We start from the raw sequence: 25,375 nt of genomic DNA on the forward strand, positions 1-25,375 counted from the left end.
CTTTGCTAAGAGCCATTGTTATAGTCCTTTGGTGAGTTCGACCTCAAGCTCAAGCATCGCCTCTATCCTTGGCAACGCTGGAGCCTGTTCCTTAACTACATCAGGAACAGGCTGGTAACCGATCAACGGCGTGGAAGGAATTGCAGCGGATCTACAGGTTTACCTTGGCGGCGAATCTCAAAGTGAAGTTTCACCCGGTCTGTACCAGTTGACCCCATTTCGGCAATTGTCTGTCCGACCTTGACCTGCTGCCCCTCCCGAACCAAAAGCCTACGGTTATGACCGTAAGCACTGACGTAGGTATCGCTGTGTTTAATGATGATCAGTTCGCCGTAGCCCCTCAATCCACTGCCGGCGTACACAACTGAGCCATCAGACGCAGCTAAAACAGGCTGTCCCAAATCTCCGGCGATATCAATACCTTTATTCAAACTACCGTTTGAAGAAAATTTACCGATCAAAATGCCATTAGAAGGCCATCCCCAACCCTTGGGTGCAGGGCCTGCCGGAAGGGCTGCAACCGGCGCCGGCCTGGTTGCAATCGCCCCCGTACGTTTGATGACCGTGGTTTTGCTGCCTGCCGAAGGCGAGACGACGGTGCTGCTCGCGACCGCTGACGGCCGGGAACCTGCGCGACCGTCGAAGCGGATCGTTTGCCCGGGAACAATGGTGAATGGGGGCGCAATATTGTTACGCGCCGCGAGTGCTTTCCAGTCCCAGCCATAACGAAAGGCAATCGAGAACAACGTGTCGCCGCGGCGCACCACATATTGTCCGGTTGTCACCGTCGGACGCTGGGCGACCCCGTTGCGGTCAACAACACTGACGCCATTCTTGGGAGTGCTGGAGCACGCCGCCAACAAAGCCAGTGTGGCACTGAGGACTAGACCGACCACCAGTCTCTGATAGCTTTTGGTACCCATACGCTGCGCAATGACTGTGAGACTCACCCGCCGCTCCCTTTGATGGTGGCTAAATATTAGAAGGCCAGTACCGGCCGCCGACAGGCGCAAGTATAACTGGCTGCAAGACTTTGCAGACGGCAAAGCCGCTTGATAAACGTACTGCATAAAAAATCAACAAATACAGGACAGGGTCAAGCTCATGGGCTGTAAGACCCATCCCCCGCTTTATAATTCACCTGTCCTGGACAAAGACTCAGGCCAACGGCCCGTTCAGTAGCGGAACAAAGCGTACATTGCCGATAACCCGTCGAGCAAAACCGTGCTCTTCGCGTACGATCAGCATCAACTGCTGAACCTCGCCCGAGCCTACCGGAATCACCAGTCGCCCACCGGGAGCCAGTTGGTCCAGCAATGCCTGCGGCACATCGGTCGCTACCGCTGTCACGATGATGCCGTTGTACGGCGCCAACGCGGGCCAGCCTTCCCAGCCATCGCCCCAGCGAAACACGACGTTGCGCAGGTTGAGTTCAAGCAACCGCTCTTTGGCACGGTCCTGCAATACCTTGATGCGCTCGACCGAAAAAACCCGTTCAACCAACTGCGAAAGCACGGCCGTCTGGTAACCCGAGCCGGTACCGATTTCCATGACCTTGTCCAACGGCCCATCCTCAAGCAGCAACTCGCTCATGCGCGCCACCATATAAGGCTGGGAAATGGTCTGGTTATTGCCAATCGGCAGCGCCGTGTCTTCGTAGGCACGGTGCGCCAGCGCCTCGTCAACGAACAAATGACGCGGTGTGCGACGAACGATTTCAAGTACGCTCTGGTTAACGATGCCCTCTTCACGCAAGCGCTGAATCAGCCGCTCGCGGGTCCGCTCCGAGGTCATACCAATGCCACGATGCATCAGACCATCCTGCTCACGCCCCATTAGCCCAAGCCCTCCAGCCAACCATCGATACTCTTGAAAGCATCGCCGAAAGTACGATCCAGTTGCAGCGGCGTAATGGAGACATAGCCCTGCATCACCGCGTGAAAGTCAGTCCCCGGGCCGCCGTCTTCGGCATCTCCGGCAGCCGCAATCCAGTAACCGGCCTTGCCTCGTGGATCAACCACCCTGACCGGCGCCGCGGCACGTGCCCGATGCCCCAAACGGGTGAGCTGGATACCCCGGATGTGCTCCAGTGGCAGGTTCGGAATATTCACGTTGAGGACCGTGCGCGGCGGCAAGTCCAGCAAAGGGTGGGCCTCAATCAGCTTGCGGGCGAAATACGCAGCGGTCGGCAAGTTGTCTTCCTGGCGTGATACCAGCGAAAAGGCAAACGACGGCAGATCAAGGAAACGGCCTTCCAGCGCCGCAGCCACCGTCCCCGAATACAGCACATCGTCGCCCAGGTTGGCCCCCAGGTTAATCCCGGAGACCACCATGTCCGGTTGCTGCTCAAGCAGGCCGTTCAGCCCCAAGTGCACACAATCGGTCGGGGTACCGTTAATGCTGATAAACCCATTGCCCAACGTGTGCGGATGCAGTGGACGATCCAGCGTCAGCGAGCTGCTCGCACCACTTTTGTCCTGCTCGGGTGCAATGACCACGCACTCGCAATAATCGGCCAGCGCGCCATACAGCGCGGCAAGCCCCGGGGCGGTGACTCCGTCATCGTTTGAAATCAGAATACGCATAGGCTGTCCGTTTGACCCAAAGGCACCAGATCAACAAGCTCTCGCACCAGGACAGTCGCGAAGCATCCGGCCGGCAGTACAAATTCCAGTTGTAGGGTGTCTGGTTCAGGATAATGCCACGTCAACCGCCCAATGGGCAGCCGCAGGATACGTCGTTCATGGCTCATGCCTGCGCGAACCAGCCAGTCACGCAGATCGGCTTCGCGCTCGGCGATGGATTGCTCCAGCACCCGGGTCGCTCCCGCAGTGGGTGACTCGCCTTCGCCCCACAGTGGGCCGGTCGGGTGAAGATCGAGGATGGCCAGTCGCGGATCGCTGCACTCCGCTTCGCCGGCCGGGAAAAAACTGCGGCTGTCGGTGAAGGCCAGTAAATCGCCTACCTGTGCCCGTTGCCAGCTTCCATCGGCGACCCGTGCCGCCAGCACCTGGTTGAACAGATAACTGCGCGCCGTGGATAACAAGCGTGAGCGGACATTACGCTGCTCAGGCAACGCCTTGCGCGCCGCATAGTCGCGGGCCTCGCCCAGGTTTCCACCTTCCCAGCCAAAACGCTGGGTACCGAAGTAGTTCGGTACGCCCTGCCCGGCAATCAGTTCAAGCCGTTGCTGCAGCGCGTCCTTGTCTGCGGCCAGTTGCGTGAGTCTCAAGGTAAAACCGTTGGCGGCATGGGCGCCACGCTGCAGCTTTCGCTTGTGTCGCGAAGCCTTGAGGATCTTCAGCGTGTCGTTTTCAGCACTCGACAAGTCAGGGTCGGCCTTGCCGGGCAACTGTATGCTGAACCATTGGCGCGTCAGCGCCTGACGGTCCTTGAGGCCGGCATAACTGACAGTACGCAGGGGTACGCCAGCCGCTTTGGCAAGACGCCGTGCGGCCTCTTCAGTGTTCAGGCCGCGCTTTTCAACCCATAACCACAGATGCTCGCCGTCACCGGACAAAGGAATATCAAGCACTTCGTCGACTTGAAAGTCTTCGGCCGTCGCCTTAAGAACAGCGTTACCCAATGCTTCGCCATACGCCCGCGGGCCGAGCAAATCAAACTCATTCATGCGCGAACCAACAACGCAATCGAATGCACTGCGATGCCTTCCTCACGACCCACGAAGCCAAGCTTTTCGGTGGTGGTGGCCTTAACGTTTACCTGATCCAAATCAACCTCGAGATCCGCCGCAATCAATGCGCGCATCGTTTCAATATGCGGCGCCATTTTCGGCGCCTGGGCAATAATGGTGTTGTCGACATTGCCGACCTTCCAGCCCTTGGCATGGATCAGACCCACGACATGACGCAGCAGGACGCGGCTGTCAGCGCCCTTGAAGGTCGGATCGGTGTCCGGAAAATGCTTGCCGATGTCGCCAAGGGCCGCAGCCCCCAGCAAGGCATCGCTGAGCGCGTGCAACAGCACGTCGCCATCAGAATGGGCCAACAGCCCGAATTTGTGGGAGATCCGCACGCCGCCCAAGGTTATAAAATCGCCTTCAGCAAAACAGTGCACATCATAGCCGTGGCCAATACGCATATAAAAACGCCCCGATTAAGTCAGGGCGTGATTCTACCTACTTTGTCCAACATTAGGGCCTGTTAGCGCGTCATTGAGAACCGAGAACACGCCGCTGCCCCTTCAGTCAGCGAGTGCACTGGCATGATGGCGCAAGTGATCGTCAATGAAGCTGGCAATAAAAAAGTAGCTATGGTCATAACCCGGCTGCAAACGCAGGGTCAGCGGATGATCCGCCAGCCTGGCTGCTTGCTGCAAGGCCTCCGGCTTGAGCTGGACAGCCAGGAAGTCATCCCGGTCGCCCTGATCCACCAATAACGGCAGCTTTTCATGGGCCTCGCCAATCAATACGCAGGCATCCCACTCGCGCCAGCGTGAGCGCTCTTCGCCCAAATAATGCGAAAAGGCCTTTTGCCCCCACGGGCAATCCATGGGATTGCTGATCGGCGCAAAAGCCGATACCGACTGATAACGCCCTGGATTGCGCAATGCACAGACCAACGCGCCGTGACCGCCCATGGAGTGGCCGCTGATACCGCGTTTTTGCGACGCCGGAAAATGTGCTTCGACTAACGCTGGCAGTTCCTGCACCACATAATCATGCATCCGATAATGCTGGGCCCAGGGCTGCTGGGTCGCGTTCAAATAAAACCCCGCCCCCAACCCAAAGTCCCACGACGCATCCGGATCGTCCGGCACGCCTTCACCCCGGGGGCTGGTGTCCGGCGCCACAATAATCAATCCCAGTTCCGCAGCCATCTTCATCGCACCGGCCTTGTGCATGAAGTTTTCATCGGTGCAGGTCAAACCGGACAGCCAATACAAAACCGGTAACTTGCCGCCCAGTTCGGCTTGCGGAGGCAAATACACCGCAAACACCATGTCGCAGCCCTGCACGTCAGAACGGTGCTTGTAACGCTTGTGCCAGCCGCCAAAACTTTTCTGGCAGGAGATGTTTTCCAATGTCATGGGGCAAACTCCCGGCGACAGGCCTCAGGCACATGCAGGGTTCATGCACCCGAGGCTTGTCGCTGTTGTTTAGAAATGAATAACCGTACGAATGCTTTTGCCTTCGTGCATCAGGTCGAATGCCTTATTGATATCTTCCAGGCCCATGGTATGAGTGATGAAGGTATCCAGAGGAATCTCACCGGATTGCGCCATGTCGACATAGCTCGGCAGTTCGCTGCGCCCGCGCACGCCACCAAACGCCGAACCACGCCAGACACGGCCGGTGACCAGTTGGAACGGACGCGTCGAAATTTCCTGGCCAGCTCCGGCCACGCCGATGATCACGGACTCGCCCCAGCCCTTGTGGCAGCACTCCAGCGCCGCACGCATCAACTGCACATTGCCGATGCATTCAAAGGAGAAGTCGACGCCACCGTCAGTCATGTCAACGATGACTTCCTGGATCGGACGATCAAAGTCTTTCGGGTTCACGCAATCGGTGGCACCCAACTGCCGGGCAATTTCAAATTTGGCCGGGTTGATATCGATGGCAATGATCCGCGCCGCCTTGGCCTTCACAGCACCAATCACGGCCGACAGACCAATGCCACCCAGGCCGAAAATGGCCACGGTATCGCCCGGCTTGACCTTGGCGGTATTGAGCACCGCACCGATGCCCGTGGTAACGCCACAACCCAGCAGGCAGACCTTTTCCAGCGGCGCGTCTTTCTGGATTTTGGCCACTGAAATTTCCGGCAGCACGGTGTACTCAGAAAAGGTCGAGGTGCCCATGTAATGGAAAATCGGCTGCCCTTTATAGGAGAAGCGCGTGGTGCCGTCCGGCATCAGGCCTTTACCTTGTGTGGCACGGATGGCCTGGCAGAGGTTGGTTTTACCAGACAGGCAGAACTTGCACTTGCCGCACTCAGGGGTATACAGCGGAATCACATGATCACCGACAGCAACCGAGGTCACGCCCTCCCCGATCGCCTCAACCACTGCCCCCCCTTCGTGCCCCAGGATCGACGGGAAGATGCCTTCAGGATCAGCGCCCGACAAGGTGTAGGCATCGGTGTGACAAACGCCAGACGCAACAACCCGCAACAGCACTTCGCCCGCTTTGGGCATGGCAACGTCAACTTCTACGATTTCCAGCGGCTTTTTGGCCTCGAAGGCTACGGCAGCACGGGACTTGATCATCGGTCGTCTCCAGCAAAGTAAAAACAAGGCGTCGAGTGTAAATCAACGCTGATTGATTAATAATCCAGCCAAAAGCAAAACATTATTGCTACACAGGGACAATCAAGCGTGAATGAAAACCGCTGGGAAGGTATTGATGAGTTCGTGGCGGTGGCCGAATGCAGCCAGTTCACTGCGGCAGCAGAGCGCCTGGGTGTTTCGTCGTCGCATATCAGCCGCCAGGTCGCCCGACTCGAAGAACGCCTGCAAACCCGCTTGTTCTATCGCAGCACGCGCCGGGTGACACTGACCGAAGCCGGACAAACCTTTCTCCAGCATTGCCAGCGCCTGCAAGACGGACGTGAAGAAGCCCTGCGCGCGGTCGGAGACCTGGCCAGCGAGCCGAAAGGCATGTTGCGCATGACCTGTGCAGTGGCTTACGGCGAGCGTTTTATCGTGCCGCTGGTCACGCGCTTTATGGGGCTTTACCCGCAATTGCGGGTCGACATAGAACTGAGCAACCGTCCACTGGATCTGGTGCACGAGAGCCTTGACCTGGCGATTCGTCTGGGCCGACTGCAAGACTCGAGACTGGTGGCTACTCGCCTGGCACCCCGGCGCATGTACTTGTGCGCATCACCGTCTTATCTGGAGCGGTATGGCCGCCCCCATAGCTTGTCGGAGTTGAGCCGTCATAACTGCCTGATTGGTAGTTCGGATCTGTGGCAATTACAGCTGGATGGGCGAGAGTTTTCACAACGGGTACAAGGCAATTGGCGCTGCAACAGCGGGCAGGCCGTACTGGATGCGGCCCTGCTGGGGGTTGGCTTGTGTCAGCTCCCGGACTATTACGTACTGGAACATCTGAAGAGCGGAGCGCTGGTGTCGTTGCTCGATGCCCACCAGCCGCCGAACACCGCAGTCTGGGCCCTGTATCCACAACAACGGCACCTGTCACCAAAAGTCAGAAAGCTGGTGGATTATCTGAAGGAAGGATTGGCCAAGCGGGAGGAGTATGCCTCTTCATAGCCCCTGCCGCAGACTGCGATAAGGGCCGGAGGGCTCGCCGCCTTCGGCAGCGGCTACAGGTGTGTATGGCGTCGCTTGCTCAGCGATTAGCCCAGCGCATACGCAGCCACTCAAGGTCTTCAGGACGGGTGACCTTGATATTGTCTGAACGGCCTTCAATCAGACGCGGTGCCTGACCAGACCACTCCATCGCCGACGACTCGTCCGTAATGACTGCATCCGCCACCAGGCTATCCGCCAGGGCACGATGCAATGCCCCCAGACGGAACATCTGCGGTGTATAGGCCTGCCAGATGAGACTGCGATCAATGGTCTCCGCAACACGGCCATTTTTACCCATGCGTTTCAGGGTGTCTCGCGCCGGTACCGCCAACAATCCCCCTACCGGGTCGTCAGCCAACTCACTGAGCAGTTTATCCAGATCCTCACGCGACAAATTAGGCCGGGCCGCATCGTGCACCAGCACCCAGTCTTCATCGCTGGCGCCTTGGGCATGCAGGTGCAACAAGGCATTGAGCACCGAATCTGCACGCTCACGCCCACCGTCAACCCGGGCGATGCGCGGATCAGTTGCACACTGCAAGGATGGCCAGAAGGGATCATCGGAAGCGATACTGACCACTAGCCCCTTGAGGCCTGGGTGATCGAGAAAACAGCCAAGACTGTGTTCGAGAATACTGCGCCCGCCCAATTGCAAATACTGTTTGGGACGGTCTGCGGCCATACGGGCACCCACACCCGCGGCAGGAATCACGGCCCAAAAGGCCGTAGAGAAATGACTCATTGGGCCAACTGGTAGAGGGTTTCACCCTCCTTGACCATACCCAACTCATGGCGAGCACGTTCTTCAACGGTCTCCATGCCTTTTTTCAACTCAAGCACTTCCGCATCCATCACCCGGTTACGCTCAAGCAAAACCTTGTTTTCAGCTCGCTGATCGGCGATTTGCTGAGTCAGATCGGTAATCTGCGCCAAACTGCCATTCCCCACCCACAGGCGATACTGTAGGCCAGCCAGCAGCAAGAGCAAGATAAGGAACAACCAATTGGGACTGCGCATCGAATATCAGGTATCCAGTGAAAAGACAGCCATGCCGACAAACGTAAACAACCTGCGGGACAAAACCAAGGGCCTGTTGATGTTTCGTTGCGGGCTATCGTCGCAGCCACACTAAAACATCAACAGCCCATGAGGTCCATGCTTGTACCGAGGCATCAGATTAATGCCAAAAGACTCGCGGCGGCGAATCATTCTGACATGACCTGCTGTCTTTTAACCAAGCAGTACTTAGCCGCGGAACTCGCTACGGCCGTTGTACTTGGCTTTGGAACCCAGTTGCTCTTCGATACGCAGCAATTGGTTGTACTTGGACACACGGTCAGAACGGCACAGCGAGCCGGTCTTGATCTGGCCGGCCGAGGTACCCACTGCCAGATCGGCAATCGTGGAGTCTTCGGTTTCACCGGAACGGTGAGAGATTACAGCCGTGTAACCCGCAGCCTTGGCCATCTGGATCGCTTCCAGTGTTTCGGTCAGGGTACCAATCTGGTTGAACTTGATCAGGATCGAGTTGGCGATCTTTTTATCGATGCCTTCTTTCAGGATCTTGGTGTTGGTCACGAACAAATCGTCACCGACCAACTGAACCTTCTCACCGATCTTGTCGGTCAGGATTTTCCAGCCATCCCAATCAGACTCATCCAGGCCATCTTCAATGGAAATGATCGGGTAGCGCTGGGACAAACCTTTCAGGTACTCGGCAAAGCCTTCGGAGTCGAAGATCTGGCCTTCGCCCGACAGGTTGTACTTGCCGTCTTCGTAGAATTCGCTGGCCGCACAGTCAAGCGCCAGGGTCACGTCGGTGCCCAGGGTGTAACCGGCGTTGGCGATTGCTTCGGAGATCACCTTGAGTGCATCTTCGTTGGACGCCAGGTTCGGTGCAAAACCGCCTTCGTCACCCACTGCAGTGTTCAGGCCACGAGCCTTGAGCACAGCCTTGAGGTGATGGAAGATTTCAGTGCCCATGCGCAGTGCGTCGGAGAAAGTCTTGGCGCCTACCGGCTGAACCATGAACTCCTGAATGTCGACGTTGTTATCTGCGTGCTCGCCACCGTTGATGATGTTCATCATCGGAACCGGCATCGAGTAGACACCCGGCGTGCCGTTCAGGTTGGCAATGTGCGCATACAGCGGCAGGTCCTGATCCTGTGCAGCAGCCTTGGCAGCAGCCAGGGACACCGCGAGAATCGCGTTGGCACCCAGGGAACCTTTATTCTCGGTACCGTCCAGCGCGATCATCGCGAGGTCCAGCGCCTTCTGGTCAACCGGGTCTTTACCCAGCAACAAATCGCGAATCGGGCCGTTGATATTGGCAACGGCTTTCAAAACGCCCTTGCCCAGGTAACGGCTCTTGTCGCCATCACGCAGCTCCAGTGCTTCGCGGGAACCCGTGGAAGCACCGGAAGGCGCGCAAGCACTGCCGATGATGCCGTTGTCGAGAAGCACATCCGCTTCCACAGTGGGATTGCCACGGGAGTCGAGGACTTCACGACCTTTGATGTCGACGATTTTTGCCATTGTTGTAAACACTCCAAAGTTGACGAAAACGACGCAGCTGAGGGAAATTTTGTTATCGAGAGCAAGGCGCAAACAGCGGGCAGCCTTGCGAACGATAAGGCCCGGACCCTAAGGCCCGAGAAATCGTGCGGTACTTTACCGGAGAAACGAGGGTTACGCGGTTTCTATTGCAGGAAAACTCTTAACCAACTCGTCCAGGCCAGAAAAGCCGGCAACTGGAAAATGTCGCAGACTTCGACGTCCACGACTGCCAGGGCAGGTCGTGGACGTCATTACAGAAGCCTGCCAGATGCCTTGCACATCTACATGCCCTCTACGAGGCCGGAGCCACGGCAAGCGCTGACAGATGAGCGGTTGGCTTCTGCTTATGCCTTCTTCTCGTGTTGCGCCAGGGCAGCCTTGACGAAACCTGTGAACAAAGGATGACCATCACGTGGCGTGGAGGTGAACTCCGGGTGGAACTGGCAAGCAACAAACCAAGGATGATCCGGAGCCTCAACCACTTCTACCAGCGCGCCGTCACCGGAACGACCGGTCACTTTCAGGCCAGCTTCAGTCAACTGCGGCAGCAGGTTGTTGTTCACTTCATAGCGATGACGGTGACGTTCAACAATCACGTCCTTGGCATAGCAATCATGAACCAGGGAACCGGCTTCGAGCTGGCAATCCTGAGCACCCAGACGCATGGTGCCACCCAGATCCGACGTTTCGGTACGGGTTTCAACTGCACCGGTCGCGTCTTCCCACTCGGTGATCAGACCCACAACCGGGTGACCGCTGCTGCGATCGAACTCAGTGGAGTTGGCATCTTTCCAGCCCAGCACGTTACGTGCGAACTCGATGACCGCCACCTGCATGCCCAGGCAGATGCCCAGGTAAGGCACCTTGTTCTCGCGAGCATATTGAACGGCAGTGATCTTGCCTTCAACGCCACGCAGACCGAAGCCGCCCGGCACCAGAATGGCATCAACGCCTTCAAGCAGTTCAGTGCCTTTGTTTTCGATGTCTTCGGAATCGATATAACGCAGGTTGACCTTGGTACGGTTGGAAATACCGGCGTGGCTCATCGCTTCGATCAGCGACTTGTACGCGTCCAGCAGTTCCATGTACTTGCCGACCATGGCGATGGTGACTTCATGCTCTGGATTGAGCTTGGCATCAACCACCTTGTCCCACTCGGACAGGTCAGCGCTGTTGCACTGCAGGCCGAAACGCTCGACGACGAAATCATCCAGGCCCTGAGCGTGCAGCATGCCCGGAATCTTGTAGATGGTGTCGGCGTCTTCCAGCGAAATCACCGCACGCTCTTCAACGTTGGTGAACAACGCGATCTTGCGACGCGAAGACACATCGACGTGATGGTCGGAGCGGCAGATCAGGACGTCTGGCTGCAAGCCGATGGAGCGCAATTCTTTAACCGAGTGTTGCGTTGGTTTGGTTTTCGTTTCGCCAGCAGTGGCGATGTACGGAACCAGCGTCAGGTGCATCAGCATGGCGCGCTTGGCGCCCACTTCGATGCGCAACTGACGGATAGCCTCGAGGAACGGTTGGGACTCAATGTCACCCACAGTACCGCCAATCTCAACCATCGCTACGTCGGCATCGCCGGCGCCCTTGATGATTCGACGTTTGATTTCGTCGGTGATGTGCGGAATCACCTGGATGGTTGCACCCAGGTAATCACCACGGCGCTCCTTGCGCAGGACGTGTTCGTAGACACGGCCCGTGGTGAAGTTGTTGTTCTGGGTCATGGTCGTGCGGATAAACCGCTCGTAGTGACCCAAGTCCAGGTCGGTCTCGGCGCCGTCATGAGTGACGAACACTTCACCGTGCTGGAACGGGCTCATGGTGCCCGGATCAACGTTGATGTAGGGGTCCAGCTTCAGCATGGTGACCTTAAGTCCCCGCGCCTCCAGGATGGCTGCCAATGAAGCCGAGGCAATGCCTTTCCCCAATGAAGAAACAACACCGCCCGTGACGAAGATGTAGCGCGTCATGAAAAACCCTAGAAGTCTGCGTTAAAGCGGTCAGAGCCGCCGGGGAAAGCGAAGGAAGGCCGAAGCCCCCAATCACCAGCATTAGTCACAGTGCACCTTTCGAAAAACTGCTGCGTTGAAACAGACCGATGGAAACCATCGGTACGATGCAAGCTACACATTTTTTTAAAATCGCCCAGCAAAGACTGCTTGGTAATCGGCAACTGCTGCAATTCTGGTGAATCTACAGAAGTTGTATCAAGAAGGGAGCGTAGTCTACCGGAAAGCCCCTTTCAGCTCAAACCTTGATCGCTCGAAGTTGGCATCCATTGTAATTGCCAGCGCCCACAGGGGCCGGAGTCCAGTCTTTCGAGGTTTGCCACCGCCAATAACTGCTCATTACGATAAAGAAGCGGCAATCTGCCACGGGCAAACAACGGCACGCCCCGCTCGTTCAGCAAGCGTTTCAGGTCGCGATGACCGCGCCCCGCCAATTCCATGACCTCTCCTCCCTGACGATAGCCCACCTGCAAAGGGCCATGCGGAATATCTCCCACAAGACGCAACTGCCCGTTATCCGGCAGCGTCAGCGGCAGATCGGGCTGATTCCAGCACAAGGGCGCATCCGGCGCACGCAACCAGTTGCCCGACAACCACCAGATCCGCCCGCCGGCCCGATGCAACTCTCCGTCGGCGAGCCCCCATACGGGCTGAGCATCATCGCGGGCATCGCGTAAGGCGTCCCACCCAGCCCAATGATCGGTATCAGGCAATTGGCCGAACGCCGTCAGCCAGTGACGCAAGGCATTGCGTTGACGTGCCGGCGAGAGACTTACGAGGGGCGCGAACGCCAGAGAGGGCAGTTCCAGCCAGCTAAACTCGCTGGCGCCGCCTGCGTGGCGCAGATCCTGCCGGGCCAACTCCTCGAGCAACCCTTGAGCCTCGGCACAATGGGCTGCGCTGCGAGCAATGCTGGCAGCAGCCTGCGGCCAGCGTCGGGTCAGGAGCGGAACGACCTCGTGGCGCAAGTAATTGCGCGAGAAGCGTGTATGGGTATTCGATGGATCTTCAATCCAGCTTAAATTGTGCTCGTGAGCGTAGGCCTCCAGCTGCGCCCGGGACACATCCAGCAAAGGCCTGAACAAGTGCCCTCCGCCCAGAGGACGCTGACGCGGCATGGCAGCCAGCCCGCTCACCCCGGCGCCACGCAACAAACGAAAAAGCAGGGTTTCAGCCTGATCATCGCGATGTTGTCCGGTAAGCAGTACGGCCTGCGCGCCTGTTGCCGCTGTAAAGGCCTGATAGCGCGCATCCCGCGCAGCACGCTCAAGGCTTGCGCCAACCTGCACCTGCACGCGCACCACCTGCAAAGGCACGTTCAGCGCGTCACACAACACCTGGCAATGACTCGGCCACGCATCAGCTTCCGCCTGGAGACCATGATGAACATGGACAGCGGTCAAGGGGGGCAATGAGTGGGTTTGACGCAATTGAGCGAGAAGGTGCAGCAAGACCGTCGAATCGAGGCCGCCGGAGAACGCAACGAGCCAGGCCTTGGCGTTGCGCCAGGGCATCAAGGCTTCTAGAAGTACTGTCGATAGACTGGACATCACACCGCCCTGCGGAAAAATCCCGGCAGCATCAAAAGCCCCTCCCCGGCCCCCCTCGCAGAGAGGAGCCCGACCGCACGCGGACTCAACATCTCCGCAAACCGGTCGCCTCTCCGTCGAGGAGAGGGCTGGGGCAAGGACTTGTCTTAATCAGAGACCGTAACTCATCAGGCGGTCATAACGACGCTTGAGCAACGCTTCGTGATCAAGTTTCTTCAGCATGTCCAGCTGTGCAATCAGGTCGCCGCGGATGGTCGCGGAGGCTGCTGCCGGGTCACGGTGCGCGCCACCCAACGGTTCGCCGATCACTTTATCGACAATACCCAGGCCTTTCAGGCGCTCAGCGGTAATACCCATCGCTTCAGCAGCGTCCGGCGCCTTGTCGGCAGTCTTCCACAGAATGGAAGCACAACCTTCGGGCGAAATGACCGCGTAAGTCGAGTACTGCAGCATGTTCAGCTGATCACACACGCCGATGGCCAGTGCACCGCCGGAGCCGCCTTCACCGATAACAGTGGCGATAATCGGTGTTTTCAAACGCGACATGACACGCAGGTTCCAGGCAATGGCTTCGCTCTGGTTGCGTTCTTCGGCATCGATACCCGGGTAAGCGCCCGGAGTGTCGATAAAGGTCAGGATCGGCATTTTGAAGCGCTCAGCCATTTCCATCAGACGGCAAGCCTTACGGTAGCCTTCAGGACGTGGCATGCCGAAGTTACGGCGTACCTTCTCGCGGACTTCACGCCCCTTCTGATGACCAATCACCATCACTGGCTGATCGTCCAGACGTGCAATACCGCCAACAATCGCGGCATCATCAGAGAAGTGGCGGTCGCCATGCAGCTCATCGAACTCGGTAAAGATGTGATCGATGTAGTCGAGGGTATATGGACGGCGTGGGTGACGGGCCAGACGGGCAATCTGCCAGCTGGTCAACTTGCCGAAAATATCTTCAGTCAGCGTTTTGCTTTTGTCTTGCAGACGAGAGATTTCATCGCTGATGTTCAGCGAATTGTCATTACCAACCAAGCGCAACTCTTCGATTTTGGCTTGCAGGTCAGCAATCGGCTGTTCGAAATCAAGAAAATTCGGGTTCATAAGCATCCGTCTTGGGTCGGCGGCAAAGCATGCCAGAAGGTTTAAAATCCAGCATTTACTGGCATTTCTAACCAAACTGGGGCAGCCGGTTGATCTGTATCGCGCCTACCTTAAGGGACAGGCGCGCTCAGGTCGAGATTAAAAATTCAGGTCGAGGTCAGGACGCGTCTTTCGCCCCTGACCGTCAACGGTATTGGAGGAAGACGTTGTCTCGCCCAAACTGGTCACGCAAGGCTTGAATCAAGCTGTCTGCCGGATCAACTCGCCAGGTCTCGCCAAACTGCAACGTAGCCCTTGCTCCTTCTCCGGTGTACTCCATCGTGATCGGGCAGGCTCCGCGATGCTGCTTGAACAAGTCGCCCAATACGCGCAATTGATCACCTTTAAGCGCGGAATGAACCACTTTCAAACGCAAACTCTCGGCCAGGCTCGTACGCGCTTCTTCCATGCTCATCACGCGTTTGACCCGCAGGCGCAGGCCGCCGGAAAAGTCGTCATTACTGACCTCGCCCTCGACCACCACCATTGCATCTGTCTGTAACAAGGATTGCGCCGAATGGAAGGCTTCAGCAAACAACGAAGCTTCAATCCGCCCCGAACGATCGTCAAGGGTGATGAAACCCATCTTGTCGCCTTTCTTGTTCTTCATCACGCGCAGGGCGATGATCATGCCGGCAACGGTCTGGGTGTCCCGGGCCGGCTTCAGGTCGATGATGCGCTGACGGGCGAAACGGCGAATTTCACCTTCGTATTCGTCGATCGGATGACCGGTCAAGTATAGGCCCAAGGTGTCTTTTTCGCCTTTCAGGCGTTCCTTGAGTGTCAGTTCCTTGGCTTTGCGATGGTTGCCATAAACGTCGGAGTCTTCTTCGACGAACAGGCCACCAAAGAGGTCGGCATGACCGCTGTCATGGGTACGGGCTGTCTGCTCTGCGGCCTTGATCGCCTCTTCCATCGCGGCCAGCAGGATCGCACGGTTCTGATCGATACTGGCCTGGTAGGCTTTGGGCTCATCATGAAAACAAGGGCCCAGACGGTCCAGTGCGCCACTGCGAATCAAACCGTCGAGCGTGCGCTTGTTGATTCGCTTGAGGTCTACCCGGGCACAGAAGTCGAACAGATCCTTGAAAGGACCGTCCTGGCGCGCTTCGGTGATTGCCTCGACCGGACCCTCCCCCACACCCTTGATGGCACCCAGACCATAAATGATCCGGCCTTCATCGTTTACCGTGAACTTGTACTCCGAGGCGTTCACGTCGGGCGCATCAAGGCGCAACTTCATCGTGCGCACTTCTTCGATCAAGGTCACGACCTTGTCGGTGTTGTGCATATCTGCCGAGAGTACCGCGGCCATGAACGGCGCAGGGTAATGCGTCTTCAGCCACGCGGTCTGGTACGACACCAGGCCGTAAGCAGCGGAGTGAGATTTGTTAAAACCATAACCGGCGAATTTTTCCACCAGGTCAAAAATGTTACCCGCCAGGTCGGCATCAATGTTGTTGTTCGCACACCCCTCAATGAAACCACCGCGCTGCTTGGCCATCTCCTCGGGTTTTTTCTTGCCCATGGCACGTCGCAGCATGTCAGCGCCGCCGAGGGTGTAACCGGCCATCACCTGCGCGATCTGCATCACCTGTTCCTGGTACAGGATGATGCCGTATGTCGGTGCCAGAACAGGCTTGAGACCTTCGTACTGGTAGTCGGAGTGCGGGTATGCCAATTCGGCACGCCCGTGCTTGCGGTTGATAAAGTCATCAACCATGCCTGACTGCAGTGGGCCCGGACGGAACAGGGCCACCAGTGCAATCAAGTCTTCCAGACAGTCGGGCTTGAGCTTTTTGATCAGCTCTTTCATACCCCGGGATTCAAGCTGGAACACCGCCGTGGTTTCGGCTTTTTGCAGCAGCTGATAAGTCGGCTTGTCGTCGAGAGGAATGAACGCGATGTCCAGCGGCGGCTCATCCACCTTGGCCCGTTCGCGATTGATGGTCTTGAGCGCCCAATCGATAATGGTCAGCGTACGCAAGCCGAGGAAGTCGAACTTCACCAGCCCCGCCGACTCAACATCATCCTTGTCGAACTGGGTGACAAGGCCACCGCCCTCTTCATCGCAGTAGATCGGTGAAAAGTCTGTCAGCTTGGTGGGAGCGATAACCACACCACCGGCGTGCTTGCCGACGTTACGCACCACGCCTTCAAGCTTGCGCGCCATTTCCCAGATTTCGGCCGCTTCTTCATCGACCTTAATGAAGTCGCGCAGGATTTCTTCCTGCTCGTAGGCTTTTTCCAGGGTCATGCCGACTTCAAAAGGAATCATCTTCGACAGACGATCAGCCAGGCCATAGGACTTGCCCTGCACCCGCGCTACGTCGCGGATTACCGCTTTGGCGGCCATCGAACCGAAGGTGATGATCTGGCTGACCGCATTGCGGCCATACTTTTCGGCCACGTACTCAATAACCCGGTCACGACCATCCATGCAGAAGTCGACGTCGAAGTCGGGCATCGATACCCGTTCAGGGTTAAGGAAACGTTCGAAAAGGAGATCGTATTCCAGTGGATCAAGGTCAGTAATCTTCTGAACATACGCCACCAGCGACCCGGCACCCGACCCTCGACCCGGGCCAACTGGCACGCCGTTACTCTTGGCCCACTGGATAAAGTCCATCACGATCAGGAAGTAACCGGGGAAGCCCATCTGGATAATGATATCCAGCTCGAAATTCAGCCGGTCTACATACACCTGACGCTTGGAGTCGTAGTCCTCGGTGGTGTCTCTGGGCAGGAGAACGCTCAGGCGCTCTTCCAGACCGTCAAAGGACACCTTGCGGAAATACTCATCGATGGTCATGCCATCGGGAATCGGGAAGTTGGGCAAAAAGTGAGTGCCCAGCTTGACGTCAATATTGCAGCGCTTGGCAATTTCAACCGAGTTTTCCAGCGCCTCAGGCAAGTCACTGAACAGTTCGGCCATTTCTTCGGCGCTTTTCAGGTACTGCTGGTCACTGTAGTTCTTGGAGCGACGCGGGTCATCAAGCGCACGGCCCTCACCAATGCAAACACGGGTCTCGTGAGCTTCGAAATCCTGCTGGCGAAGGAAGCGCACATCATTGGTCGCCACCAGAGGCGCACCGACTTTTTCAGCCAGTGCGACCGCAGCGTGCAAATGCTCTTCATCATTGGGACGCTTGGTACGCTGAACCTCCAGATAAAAGCGATCCGGGAATACCGTCATCCACTCGCGAGCCAGGGTTTCAGCCTCTTCGGTGTTACCGCTTATCAGCGCAACACCGATTTCACCCTCCTTGGCTGCCGAGAGCATGATCAAACCTTCAGCAGCCTCAGCCACCCATTCGCGCTCAATGATCACCTGCCCATTGCGCTGCCCGTCGATAAAACCACGGGAAATCAGCTCGGTCAGGTTACGGTAACCCGCACCGTTCATCGCCAGCAGACTGATGCGACTGACCGCGTTTTCCGGATCCTTGTTCGACAACCACAGATCAGCACCACAAATCGGCTTGATCCCGCCGCCCATGGCTGCTTTGTAGAATTTGACCAGAGAACACATGTTGTTCTGATCGGTCACCGCGACGGCAGGCATGTTCATGCCTGCCAGGGTTTTGATCAGCGGTTTGATCCGCACCAGGCCATCGACCAGGGAGTATTCAGTGTGCAGGCGCAGATGAACGAATGAAGCCGGCATGGTGATCCTGTCTATAAGCTTTGAGAAACAACAAGGCCCGGATTGTACCGGGCCTTGGCAAAAACATCAGCCTCGCGGCTAAACCTCGACGAGTGCTTCGCGCGCTTCGTACGCGCGACGAACCGGACCAAATGAACGCCGGTGAATCGGTGTTGGCCCCAGGCGATCAAGCGCTTCGAGGTGTACGGGAGTCGGGTAGCCCTTGTGGCCGCCAATCCCGTAGCCTGGGTATTGCTCCTCGAACGCGGCCATTTCACGGTCACGACTGACTTTGGCCAGAATCGATGCTGCAGCAATCGCTGGCACCTTACTGTCACCTTTGACAACAGCTTCAGCTGGCATTGACAGTTTGGGGCAACGATTACCATCGATCATGGCCAGTTTCGGAGTGATGCTCAACCCTTCGACAGCGCGCTGCATGGCCAGCATGGTGGCATGCAGGATATTCAGCTCATCGATCTCTTCGACTTCCGCCCGGGCAATGCACCAACTCAAGGCTTTTTCGCAAATCTCGTCATACAGCCGTTCACGACGAGCCTCGGTGAGTTTTTTCGAGTCATTCAGGCCGGCAATCGGTCGATTGGGATCAAGAATGACTGCAGCCGTCACCACAGCGCCGCACAAAGGGCCCCGCCCGACTTCATCCACGCCGGCAACCAGGTCTTCGACCAGGTTGAAGTCCAAACCGATTTGCATAGTCACTTTACTCATCAGGATTTTGCGATCAGGCCCAGCACTGCATCGGCCGCCTGATTCGAGGCGTCGAGACGCAATGTGCGATGGATCTCATCAAAGCCCCGGGTCTGCTCCTCGCCACCGTCCAGCAAAGGCAGCAGCGTTTGAGCCAGCGCCTCGGGCGTAGCGGCATCCTGCAAGAGTTCAGGCACCAACAGCCGCTGGGCAAGCAAGTTGGGCAACGACACGTAAGGGCTTTTGACCAGACGCTTGAGAATCCAGTACGTGAGTGGCGCCAAGCGATAAGCCACCACCATCGGGCGCTTGTACAACAGCGCCTCGAGGGTCGCAGTTCCGGACGCAATCAACACCGCATTACAGGCAGCCAAAGCCAGATGCGAGCGACCATCAAGCAAGGTCAGCGGCAAATCACGACCTGCGAGCAGTTGCTCGATCTGTGCACGACGCGCCGCACTGGCACACGGCAATACAAAGCGGACATCTGGCCGTGCATCACGTATTTTTTGCGCCGCATCGAGAAACAGCCCACCGAGCTTGCCAACTTCTCCGCCACGACTGCCAGGCATCAGGGCGACCAATGGCCCTGCAGGCAGCCCCAGTTCGGAACGTGCCGCGTCCCTGTCAGCCTCAAGTGGAATCGCATCGGCCAGCGAGTGACCCACGAAACGTACAGGCACGCCCTTCTCTTCGTAAAACCTGGCCTCGAAGGGGAACAACGTCAGCATCAAATCGCAGCCTTCGCGAATTTTCAGCACACGCTTCTGACGCCACGCCCACACGGACGGGCTGACGTAGTGCACGGTCTTGATCCCTGCACGACGCAATTGAAGTTCAATATTGAGGGTGAAGTCAGGGGCATCGATCCCGATAAACACATCGGGTTTCTGCTCGATCAGGCTTTTCACCAACTGCTTGCGACGCTTGAGCAGCTCACGCAAACGACCGAGCACCTCGACCAGTCCCATGACCGACAAACGCTCCATCGGGAAGCTGGAGCGCATGCCCTCAGCTTCCATCAACGGACCGCCTACACCGATAAACTCGATATCCGAATGTCGAGCCTTGAGCGCACGCATCAACCCCGAACCCAGAATGTCGCCTGAAGCTTCTCCAGCCACCAGCGCAATACGCAATCTAGCCATGACTAGCGCGTAATGCCGCGGGTGGAAGACTTAATAGACTCAACGAACGTTGCGACTTCCGGAAATTGCGCTGCGGGCTCGGCCAGCTCGGCAAGTGCCTGTTCGACTGTCAGCCCCTGGCGGTAAACCACTTTATAGGCCCGACGCAGTGCATGAATCGCATCTTCACTGAATCCACGTCGGCGCATGCCTTCGAAGTTCATGCTGCGGGCCTGGGCAGGACTGCCGAACACGGTCACAAACGCCGGAACGTCCTTGCCGATGGCCGTCCCCATGCCCGAAAAGCTGTGGGCACCAATATGGCAAAACTGATGAACCAGCGTGAAACCGGACAGGATCGCCCAGTCCCCCATATGCACATGGCCCGCCAACGCAGCGTTGTTAACCAGAATGCAATGGTTGCCAATGACACTGTCATGCCCGATATGGGCATAGGCCATGACCAGATTGTGATCACCCAGTGTCGTTTCGGCACGATCCTGGATCGTCCCGCGATGGATGGTGACGCCTTCGCGAATAACGTTGTGATCACCGATCACCAGGCGAGTTTCTTCGCCTTTGTACTTGAGATCAGGCGTGTCCTCGCCTACCGAGGAAAACTGGTAGATGCGATTGTGCTTACCGATCCTGGTCGGGCCCTTGAGAATCACATGCGGCCCAATCACTGTCCCCTCGCCGATTTCCACACCAGCGCCGATGATCGACCAAGGGCCGACCTCGACGTCGTCGGCCAAAATGGCCGTCGGATCGATGATTGCGCGAGGGTCAATCAAACTCATAGCTTGCGTTCCGCACAGATAATTTCTGCCGAGCATACAGGTTTGCCATCAACCGAAGCCTGGCACTCGAATTTCCAGATAGAACGCTTGCAGCTCAGGAACTTGGCTTCAAGGATCAACTGATCACCCGGCAACACAGGCTGACGGAAACGCAATTTGTCGGAACCGACGAAATAATAGAGGGTGCCGTCAGCCGGTTTTACGTCCAGCATCTTGAAACCGAGAATGCCAGCTGCCTGAGCCATTGCCTCAATGATCAGTACGCCAGGCATGATCGGATGCGCCGGGAAGTGACCATTGAAGAAAGGTTCGTTGATGCTGACATTCTTGTAGGCACGAATGCGCTTGTTCTCGACATCCAGATCCACCACTCGGTCCACCAGCAGGAACGGGTAACGGTGGGGCAGATATTCGCGAATCTCGTTGATGTCCATCATTTCGTGGGGAAGCCTGTAATAAAGATTGGGCGCGCGCGACTAAGGCGCGCTCCTCTAGCAAATCAAGGAAGCAAACCAGTGGCTGTGCACTCTTGATATGGAAATTGCATTAGCCTTTTGAAGAAGCTTTAACGTCAGGGGTCACTTCCCAACGTGCTTTTCCAAATGTTTCAACCGCCTTGCGATATCGTCCAGCTGGCGAATACGCGCTGCACTTTTGCGCCACTCGGCTGCCGGCTGCATCGCAGTACCGGAAGAATAAGCACCCGGCTCGGTTATCGAGTGAGTGACCATGGTCATACCGGTCAGGAAAACGTTGTCACAAATTTCGATGTGACCCACCAATCCCACCCCCCCGGCCAACATGCAGTGCTTGCCGATTTTGGTACTGCCGGAAATCCCGACACAGGCCGCCATCGCTGTATGGTCACCTACCTGCACGTTATGGGCAATCTGGATCTGATTATCCAGTTTGACGCCATTGCCGATCATCGTATCGGCCAAAGCACCGCGGTCGATGGCGGTATTGACGCCAATTTCGACATCATCACCGATGGTCACGCCACCGATCTGCGCGATCTTTTGCCAGATACCTTTTTCGTTGGCAAAGCCAAAGCCTTCACCGCCGAGCACTGCGCCCGACTGAATCACCACCCGCTTGCCGATGCGAACATCGTGATAAAGCGTCACACGCGGCGCCAACCAGCCACCCTCACCGATCTCGCAACGCGCCCCGATAAAGCAGTGGGGACCAACTGTAACGCCGGCTGCGACTCGAGCACCGCTTTCGATCACCGCAAACGCACCGATGCTCGCCATGGGGTCAACCAGGGCGTCAGCAGCAATCACCGCTGTTGGATGCACGCCAGCTGCAGCTTTGGGCTTGGGATCGAACAAATGGGAAATGCGCGCATAAGCCAGATAGGGATCAGGCACCACCAGCGCATCACCGACATAGTCCTCAGCATCAGCCGGCTTGAGCAATACAGCCCCTGCATGGCAGTCGACGAGGAATTTTCGGTATTGAGGGTTCGCCAGAAAGCTCAACTGAGCTGGGCCAGCCTCTTGTAAAGTGGCTAGCCCAGTGATTTCTCTCTCCGCAGAGCCACGCAATGTGGCCCCAAGGAACTCGGCCAATTGGCCGAGTTTAATAGTCGCAGTCATAATTACTTCAGCTGATTCATGCGCTCGATAACCTGGCGAGTGATGTCGTACTGAGGCTTGACATCAATCACAGCACCACGCTCGAACACCAGGTCAAAGGCGCCTTTCTTGATGACTGCTTCAACAGCGCTGTCCAGTTTCGGCTTCAGCTGTTTCAGCATTTCACGGTCAGCAACGGCTTTGGCTTCGTTCAGTTCCTTGGACTGGAACTGGAAGTCGCGGGCCTTTTGCTTGAATTCAAGCTCCAGACGCTCGCGCTCGCCCTGCTGCATTTTATCGCCACCCTTGACCAGACGGTCCTGAATGCCTTTTGCACTGCTTTCCAGGCTTTTCAGCTTGGTCAGTTGAGGACCGAATTTCTTCTCGGCATCCACTGCGTAGCGCTTGGCTGCATCAGATTCAAGCAGCGCCATTTGATAGTTCAGCACTGCAATTTTCATCTCGGCGAAAGCCGGAGTCGCTACCAAAACCGTAGCCAGGAGAACCAATTGAGTCAACTTACGCACGATGCACTCCTAAAAAATCCGTTGTCTGTATCTTAAGTCAGGCTTTTAGAAAGTCTGGCCGAGGGAGAATTGGAACACTTGGGTATCAGCATCGTCCGGTTTCTTGACCGGCATGGCCAGGCTGAAACTCAACGGGCCAAGCGCAGTCACCCATGTCACGCCAACACCGACAGAGCTGGCCATGTTGCTGAAACTGATATCGCAATCTTTGGTTTCACCTTTGCAGTTGGTGTCGAACACGTTACCCACATCCCAGAACACGGAAGTACGCAGGGAACGCTGGTCTTTTACGAACGGCATCGGGAACAGGACTTCAACACCACCCTGGATCTGAACGTTACCACCAAATGGCAGCGGATCTTGATCAGGGTCAGCAACGGTACCCGGGTATTTGCCCGAACTTGGCGTGCTGCGCGGACCCAGGGAGCTGTCCTTGAAGCCACGTACCGAGTTGAAACCACCGGCATAATAGTTCTCGTAGAACGGCAGGCCCGAAGTCGAACCGTAACCATCACCATAGCCCAGTTCTGTGTGTAGACGCATGGTGTAGGTGTCGGTCAACGGCTGGAACAGCTGTGCACGATAATCCAGTTTGTAGAACTGCAGGTCACTGCCCGGGATCGTCGTCTCAAGCACCAGACTTTGCGAGCTGCCACGGGTCGGCAACACGCCTTTGTTCAGCGTTGACTCGGACCAGCCGACCGACGCCTTGAAGTTCAGGTACTTGTCGCCTTCCTGGTTAACGAAATCAAAGATCTCGTCAACGGTGTAGGTCCCGGTCTTGATTTCGTCCTGCTGCACGGTCAGGCCGTAGGTCAGGCGCGAGGTATCACTGATCGGGTAGCCCATGCTGATGCCGGCACCCAGACTGTCAACCGCATAGCTTGCCACGTCGACATCAAGGTCATCGTAGTCAGTGGTACGGTAGAACGCGTTGTAACCCAGGCTCACGCCATCGGCGGTCCAGTACGGGTCAACATAGCTGAAGTTGTAGCGGCTCTGGTATTCACTGCGGGTCAAGCCGATGCTGACCTTGTTACCGGTACCCAGGAAGTTGTTCTGAGTAATCGAACCACCCAGAATAAGACCGGCGCTCTGGGCAAAACCGACGCTTGCGGTGATCGAACCCGACGCTTGCTCTTCAACAGCGTAGTTAACGTCAACCTGATCATCAGTACCCGGCACCGCTGGCGTCTCTACGTTGACTTCCTTGAAGAAGCCCAGACGTTCAAGGCGCACCTTGGACTGGTCAATCAGGTAAGTCGACGCCCAGCCACCTTCCATCTGGCGCATTTCGCGACGCAGCACTTCGTCTTCCGACTTGGTGTTGCCGCGATAGTTGATGCGGTTCACGTAAGCACGCTTGCCCGGATCGACCACAAACGTGATGGCCACGGTGTGATCTTCAGGGTTTGGCTGAGGTACACCGTTGACGTTGGCGAAGGTATAGCCTTCGTTGCCCAGGCGGCGGGTAATCAATTCAGAGGTGGTGGTCATCAGCTTGCGCGAGAACACTTGACCTGGCTGAACCAGCAATAGCGATTTGATCTGGTCTTCCGGAACCTTGAGGTCACCGCTCAGTTTCACTTCGCCGACATTGAATTTTTCGCCTTCGTTCACGTTCACCGTGATGTAGACGTTTTTCTTGTCAGGGGTGATCGATACCTGGGTCGAGGCTATATCCATGTTGATATAGCCGCGATCGAGGTAATAGGAGCGCAGACGCTCAAGGTCACCCGACAGTTTTTCACGCGCATACTTGTCGTCGTTCTTGAAGAACGACAACCAGTTGGTGGTTTTCAGCTCGAACAGGTCGACCAGGTCGTCTTCAGGAAAGACCGTGTTGCCCACCACATTGATGTGCTGGATGGCGGCCACGGTGCCTTCATTGATATTCACCTTCAACGCAACGCGGTTGCGGGGCTCGGATACCACTTCGGTATCGACCGTCGCCGAGTAGCGGCCCTGGGCAACATACTGGCGTTGCAGTTCGTTGCGCACACCCTCCAAAGTCGCGCGCTGGAAGATTTCACCTTCAGCCAGGCCCGACTGTTTCAGACCTTTCATCAGGTCATCAGTGGAGATTGCCTTGTTACCGTCAATGGTGATGCTGGAGACGGAAGGACGCTCGACAACCGTAATGACGAGCACATCGCCATCACGACCCAGTTGGATATCCTGAAAGAACCCGGTTTTGAACAACGCTCGAGTGGACTCCACCAAACGGCGGTCATCCGCTACCTCACCCACGTTCAGCGGTAACGCACCAAACACGCTGCCGGCGGAAACCCGCTGGAGCCCGTTGACACGGATATCAGAGATAGTGAAGGACTCGGCGTGAACTTCGGCGATCATCAGTACGGCGAGAACCGCAGTTAGCAGCAGACGTTTCATGAAGTCCTTTCTTATTCCAACTGGCAATAAACAAACTGCCGCAAAATGCGG

General features: G+C 56.8%; 21 protein-coding genes and 1 pseudogene. 1 reads left to right on the forward strand and 21 read right to left on the reverse strand.

Annotation, left to right across the window (positions count from 1 at the left end):
• Positions 1-122: 122 nt before the first annotated feature.
• The 7 genes from DQN55_RS16950 to DQN55_RS16980 form a co-directional block, all read right to left on the reverse strand.
• Positions 123-950, reverse strand: coding sequence for a peptidoglycan DD-metalloendopeptidase family protein (locus DQN55_RS16950; protein WP_048378909.1), 828 nt, complete (start codon positions 948-950; stop codon positions 123-125).
• A gap of 208 nt (positions 951-1,158) precedes the next feature.
• Positions 1,159-1,794 carry a protein-L-isoaspartate(D-aspartate) O-methyltransferase gene (locus DQN55_RS16955; protein WP_162837530.1) on the reverse strand — a complete coding sequence of 212 codons (636 nt, stop codon included), beginning with the start codon at positions 1,792-1,794 and terminating at the stop codon, positions 1,159-1,161.
• 41 nt (positions 1,795-1,835) lie between these two features.
• Positions 1,836-2,585, reverse strand: a complete 750-nt coding sequence (gene surE, locus DQN55_RS16960; RefSeq protein WP_048378905.1) for a 5'/3'-nucleotidase SurE — start codon at positions 2,583-2,585, stop codon at positions 1,836-1,838.
• A complete protein-coding gene (gene truD, locus DQN55_RS16965) occupies positions 2,573-3,631 on the reverse strand; it encodes a tRNA pseudouridine(13) synthase TruD (RefSeq protein WP_048378904.1) in 1,059 nt (352 codons plus the stop codon). Before truD ends, surE begins: the two co-directional genes overlap by 13 nt.
• Positions 3,628-4,101 carry a 2-C-methyl-D-erythritol 2,4-cyclodiphosphate synthase gene (gene ispF, locus DQN55_RS16970; RefSeq protein WP_048359885.1) on the reverse strand — a complete coding sequence of 158 codons (474 nt, stop codon included), beginning with the start codon at positions 4,099-4,101 and terminating at the stop codon, positions 3,628-3,630. The genes truD and ispF overlap by 4 nt, the downstream gene beginning before the upstream one ends.
• A 102-nt stretch (positions 4,102-4,203) precedes the next feature.
• Complete coding sequence (fghA, locus tag DQN55_RS16975; RefSeq protein WP_048378903.1) at positions 4,204-5,049, reverse strand: S-formylglutathione hydrolase; 846 nt, start codon at positions 5,047-5,049, stop codon at positions 4,204-4,206.
• A 69-nt stretch (positions 5,050-5,118) separates the two neighbouring features.
• The gene (locus tag DQN55_RS16980) at positions 5,119-6,231 is read right to left on the reverse strand and encodes an S-(hydroxymethyl)glutathione dehydrogenase/class III alcohol dehydrogenase (RefSeq protein WP_048378902.1); all 1,113 of its coding nucleotides are present in this window, start codon (positions 6,229-6,231) and stop codon (positions 5,119-5,121) included.
• A gap of 108 nt (positions 6,232-6,339) precedes the next feature.
• Between DQN55_RS16980 and DQN55_RS16985 the strand changes: the two genes are divergently transcribed.
• Complete coding sequence (locus tag DQN55_RS16985) at positions 6,340-7,239, forward strand: LysR substrate-binding domain-containing protein (RefSeq protein ID WP_048378901.1); 900 nt, start codon at positions 6,340-6,342, stop codon at positions 7,237-7,239.
• A 79-nt stretch (positions 7,240-7,318) separates the two neighbouring features.
• Here DQN55_RS16985 and ispD read toward each other — a convergent pair whose 3' ends face one another.
• The 14 genes and pseudogenes from ispD to bamA form a co-directional block, all read right to left on the reverse strand.
• Complete coding sequence (ispD, locus tag DQN55_RS16990) at positions 7,319-8,023, reverse strand: 2-C-methyl-D-erythritol 4-phosphate cytidylyltransferase (RefSeq protein ID WP_048378900.1); 705 nt, start codon at positions 8,021-8,023, stop codon at positions 7,319-7,321.
• Positions 8,020-8,298 (reverse strand): cell division protein FtsB, encoded by a 279-nt coding sequence (ftsB, locus tag DQN55_RS16995; protein WP_048378898.1) that lies wholly within the window; start codon positions 8,296-8,298, stop codon positions 8,020-8,022. Before ftsB ends, ispD begins: the two co-directional genes overlap by 4 nt.
• 228 nt (positions 8,299-8,526) lie before the next feature.
• Positions 8,527-9,816, reverse strand: coding sequence for a phosphopyruvate hydratase (gene eno / locus DQN55_RS17000; RefSeq protein ID WP_048378897.1), 1,290 nt, complete (start codon positions 9,814-9,816; stop codon positions 8,527-8,529).
• A gap of 365 nt (positions 9,817-10,181) precedes the next feature.
• On the reverse strand, positions 10,182-11,813 hold the full coding sequence (locus DQN55_RS17005; protein WP_048378895.1) for a CTP synthase: 1,632 nt from the start codon (positions 11,811-11,813) through the stop codon (positions 10,182-10,184).
• 272 nt (positions 11,814-12,085) lie between these two features.
• On the reverse strand, positions 12,086-13,402 hold the full coding sequence (tilS, locus tag DQN55_RS17010; RefSeq protein ID WP_048378894.1) for a tRNA lysidine(34) synthetase TilS: 1,317 nt from the start codon (positions 13,400-13,402) through the stop codon (positions 12,086-12,088).
• Positions 13,403-13,552: 150 nt separating this feature from the next.
• Entirely contained in the window at positions 13,553-14,500 is a 948-nt protein-coding gene (locus DQN55_RS17015) for an acetyl-CoA carboxylase carboxyltransferase subunit alpha (RefSeq protein ID WP_048378892.1), read from the reverse strand.
• A 184-nt stretch (positions 14,501-14,684) separates the two neighbouring features.
• The gene (gene dnaE, locus DQN55_RS17020) at positions 14,685-18,206 is read right to left on the reverse strand and encodes a DNA polymerase III subunit alpha (RefSeq protein ID WP_048378890.1); all 3,522 of its coding nucleotides are present in this window, start codon (positions 18,204-18,206) and stop codon (positions 14,685-14,687) included.
• A gap of 78 nt (positions 18,207-18,284) precedes the next feature.
• Entirely contained in the window at positions 18,285-18,902 is a 618-nt protein-coding gene (gene rnhB / locus DQN55_RS17025) for a ribonuclease HII (RefSeq protein ID WP_048378888.1), read from the reverse strand.
• A 14-nt stretch (positions 18,903-18,916) separates the two neighbouring features.
• Positions 18,917-20,044, reverse strand: a complete 1,128-nt coding sequence (gene lpxB / locus DQN55_RS17030; protein ID WP_048378886.1) for a lipid-A-disaccharide synthase — start codon at positions 20,042-20,044, stop codon at positions 18,917-18,919.
• Positions 20,045-20,046: 2 nt separating this feature from the next.
• Entirely contained in the window at positions 20,047-20,823 is a 777-nt protein-coding gene (lpxA, locus tag DQN55_RS17035) for an acyl-ACP--UDP-N-acetylglucosamine O-acyltransferase (protein WP_048378882.1), read from the reverse strand.
• Positions 20,820-21,260: a 3-hydroxyacyl-ACP dehydratase FabZ gene (fabZ, locus tag DQN55_RS17040; RefSeq protein ID WP_019411583.1), complete on the reverse strand. Its 441-nt coding sequence runs from the start codon at positions 21,258-21,260 to the stop codon at positions 20,820-20,822. The genes lpxA and fabZ overlap by 4 nt, the downstream gene beginning before the upstream one ends.
• Positions 21,261-21,369: 109 nt before the next feature.
• Positions 21,370-22,424 (reverse strand): annotated as a pseudogene (gene lpxD / locus DQN55_RS17045) (UDP-3-O-(3-hydroxymyristoyl)glucosamine N-acyltransferase).
• A 2-nt stretch (positions 22,425-22,426) separates the two neighbouring features.
• A complete protein-coding gene (locus DQN55_RS17050; RefSeq protein ID WP_048378879.1) occupies positions 22,427-22,930 on the reverse strand; it encodes an OmpH/Skp family outer membrane protein in 504 nt (167 codons plus the stop codon).
• A gap of 45 nt (positions 22,931-22,975) precedes the next feature.
• On the reverse strand, positions 22,976-25,324 hold the full coding sequence (gene bamA, locus DQN55_RS17055) for an outer membrane protein assembly factor BamA (RefSeq protein ID WP_048378877.1): 2,349 nt from the start codon (positions 25,322-25,324) through the stop codon (positions 22,976-22,978).
• Positions 25,325-25,375 lie beyond the last annotated feature (51 nt).

Source organism: Pseudomonas taetrolens, from assembly GCF_900475285.1.
Lineage (GTDB): Bacteria > Pseudomonadota > Gammaproteobacteria > Pseudomonadales > Pseudomonadaceae > Aquipseudomonas > Aquipseudomonas taetrolens.

What these genes read in the sequence shown, in the direction of transcription:
- bamA (WP_048378877.1), bottom strand. Translation starts at nt 25,324, where the DNA reads ATGAAACGTCTGCTGCTAACTGCGGTTCTCGCCGTACTGATGATCGCC.
- truD (WP_048378904.1), bottom strand. Translation starts at nt 3,631, where the DNA reads ATGAATGAGTTTGATTTGCTCGGCCCGCGGGCGTATGGCGAAGCATTG.
- ispF (WP_048359885.1), bottom strand. Translation starts at nt 4,101, where the DNA reads ATGCGTATTGGCCACGGCTATGATGTGCACTGTTTTGCTGAAGGCGAT.
- lpxB (WP_048378886.1), bottom strand. Translation starts at nt 20,044, where the DNA reads ATGGCTAGATTGCGTATTGCGCTGGTGGCTGGAGAAGCTTCAGGCGAC.
- fghA (WP_048378903.1), bottom strand. Translation starts at nt 5,049, where the DNA reads ATGACATTGGAAAACATCTCCTGCCAGAAAAGTTTTGGCGGCTGGCAC.
- rnhB (WP_048378888.1), bottom strand. Translation starts at nt 18,902, where the DNA reads ATGCAAATCGGTTTGGACTTCAACCTGGTCGAAGACCTGGTTGCCGGC.
- DQN55_RS16980 (WP_048378902.1), bottom strand. Translation starts at nt 6,231, where the DNA reads ATGATCAAGTCCCGTGCTGCCGTAGCCTTCGAGGCCAAAAAGCCGCTG.
- eno (WP_048378897.1), bottom strand. Translation starts at nt 9,816, where the DNA reads ATGGCAAAAATCGTCGACATCAAAGGTCGTGAAGTCCTCGACTCCCGT.
- ftsB (WP_048378898.1), bottom strand. Translation starts at nt 8,298, where the DNA reads ATGCGCAGTCCCAATTGGTTGTTCCTTATCTTGCTCTTGCTGCTGGCT.
- ispD (WP_048378900.1), bottom strand. Translation starts at nt 8,023, where the DNA reads ATGAGTCATTTCTCTACGGCCTTTTGGGCCGTGATTCCTGCCGCGGGT.
- DQN55_RS17015 (WP_048378892.1), bottom strand. Translation starts at nt 14,500, where the DNA reads ATGAACCCGAATTTTCTTGATTTCGAACAGCCGATTGCTGACCTGCAA.
- lpxA (WP_048378882.1), bottom strand. Translation starts at nt 20,823, where the DNA reads ATGAGTTTGATTGACCCTCGCGCAATCATCGATCCGACGGCCATTTTG.
- surE (WP_048378905.1), bottom strand. Translation starts at nt 2,585, where the DNA reads ATGCGTATTCTGATTTCAAACGATGACGGAGTCACCGCCCCGGGGCTT.
- DQN55_RS16955 (WP_162837530.1), bottom strand. Translation starts at nt 1,794, where the DNA reads ATGACCTCGGAGCGGACCCGCGAGCGGCTGATTCAGCGCTTGCGTGAA.
- dnaE (WP_048378890.1), bottom strand. Translation starts at nt 18,206, where the DNA reads ATGCCGGCTTCATTCGTTCATCTGCGCCTGCACACTGAATACTCCCTG.
- tilS (WP_048378894.1), bottom strand. Translation starts at nt 13,402, where the DNA reads ATGTCCAGTCTATCGACAGTACTTCTAGAAGCCTTGATGCCCTGGCGC.
- fabZ (WP_019411583.1), bottom strand. Translation starts at nt 21,260, where the DNA reads ATGATGGACATCAACGAGATTCGCGAATATCTGCCCCACCGTTACCCG.
- DQN55_RS17005 (WP_048378895.1), bottom strand. Translation starts at nt 11,813, where the DNA reads ATGACGCGCTACATCTTCGTCACGGGCGGTGTTGTTTCTTCATTGGGG.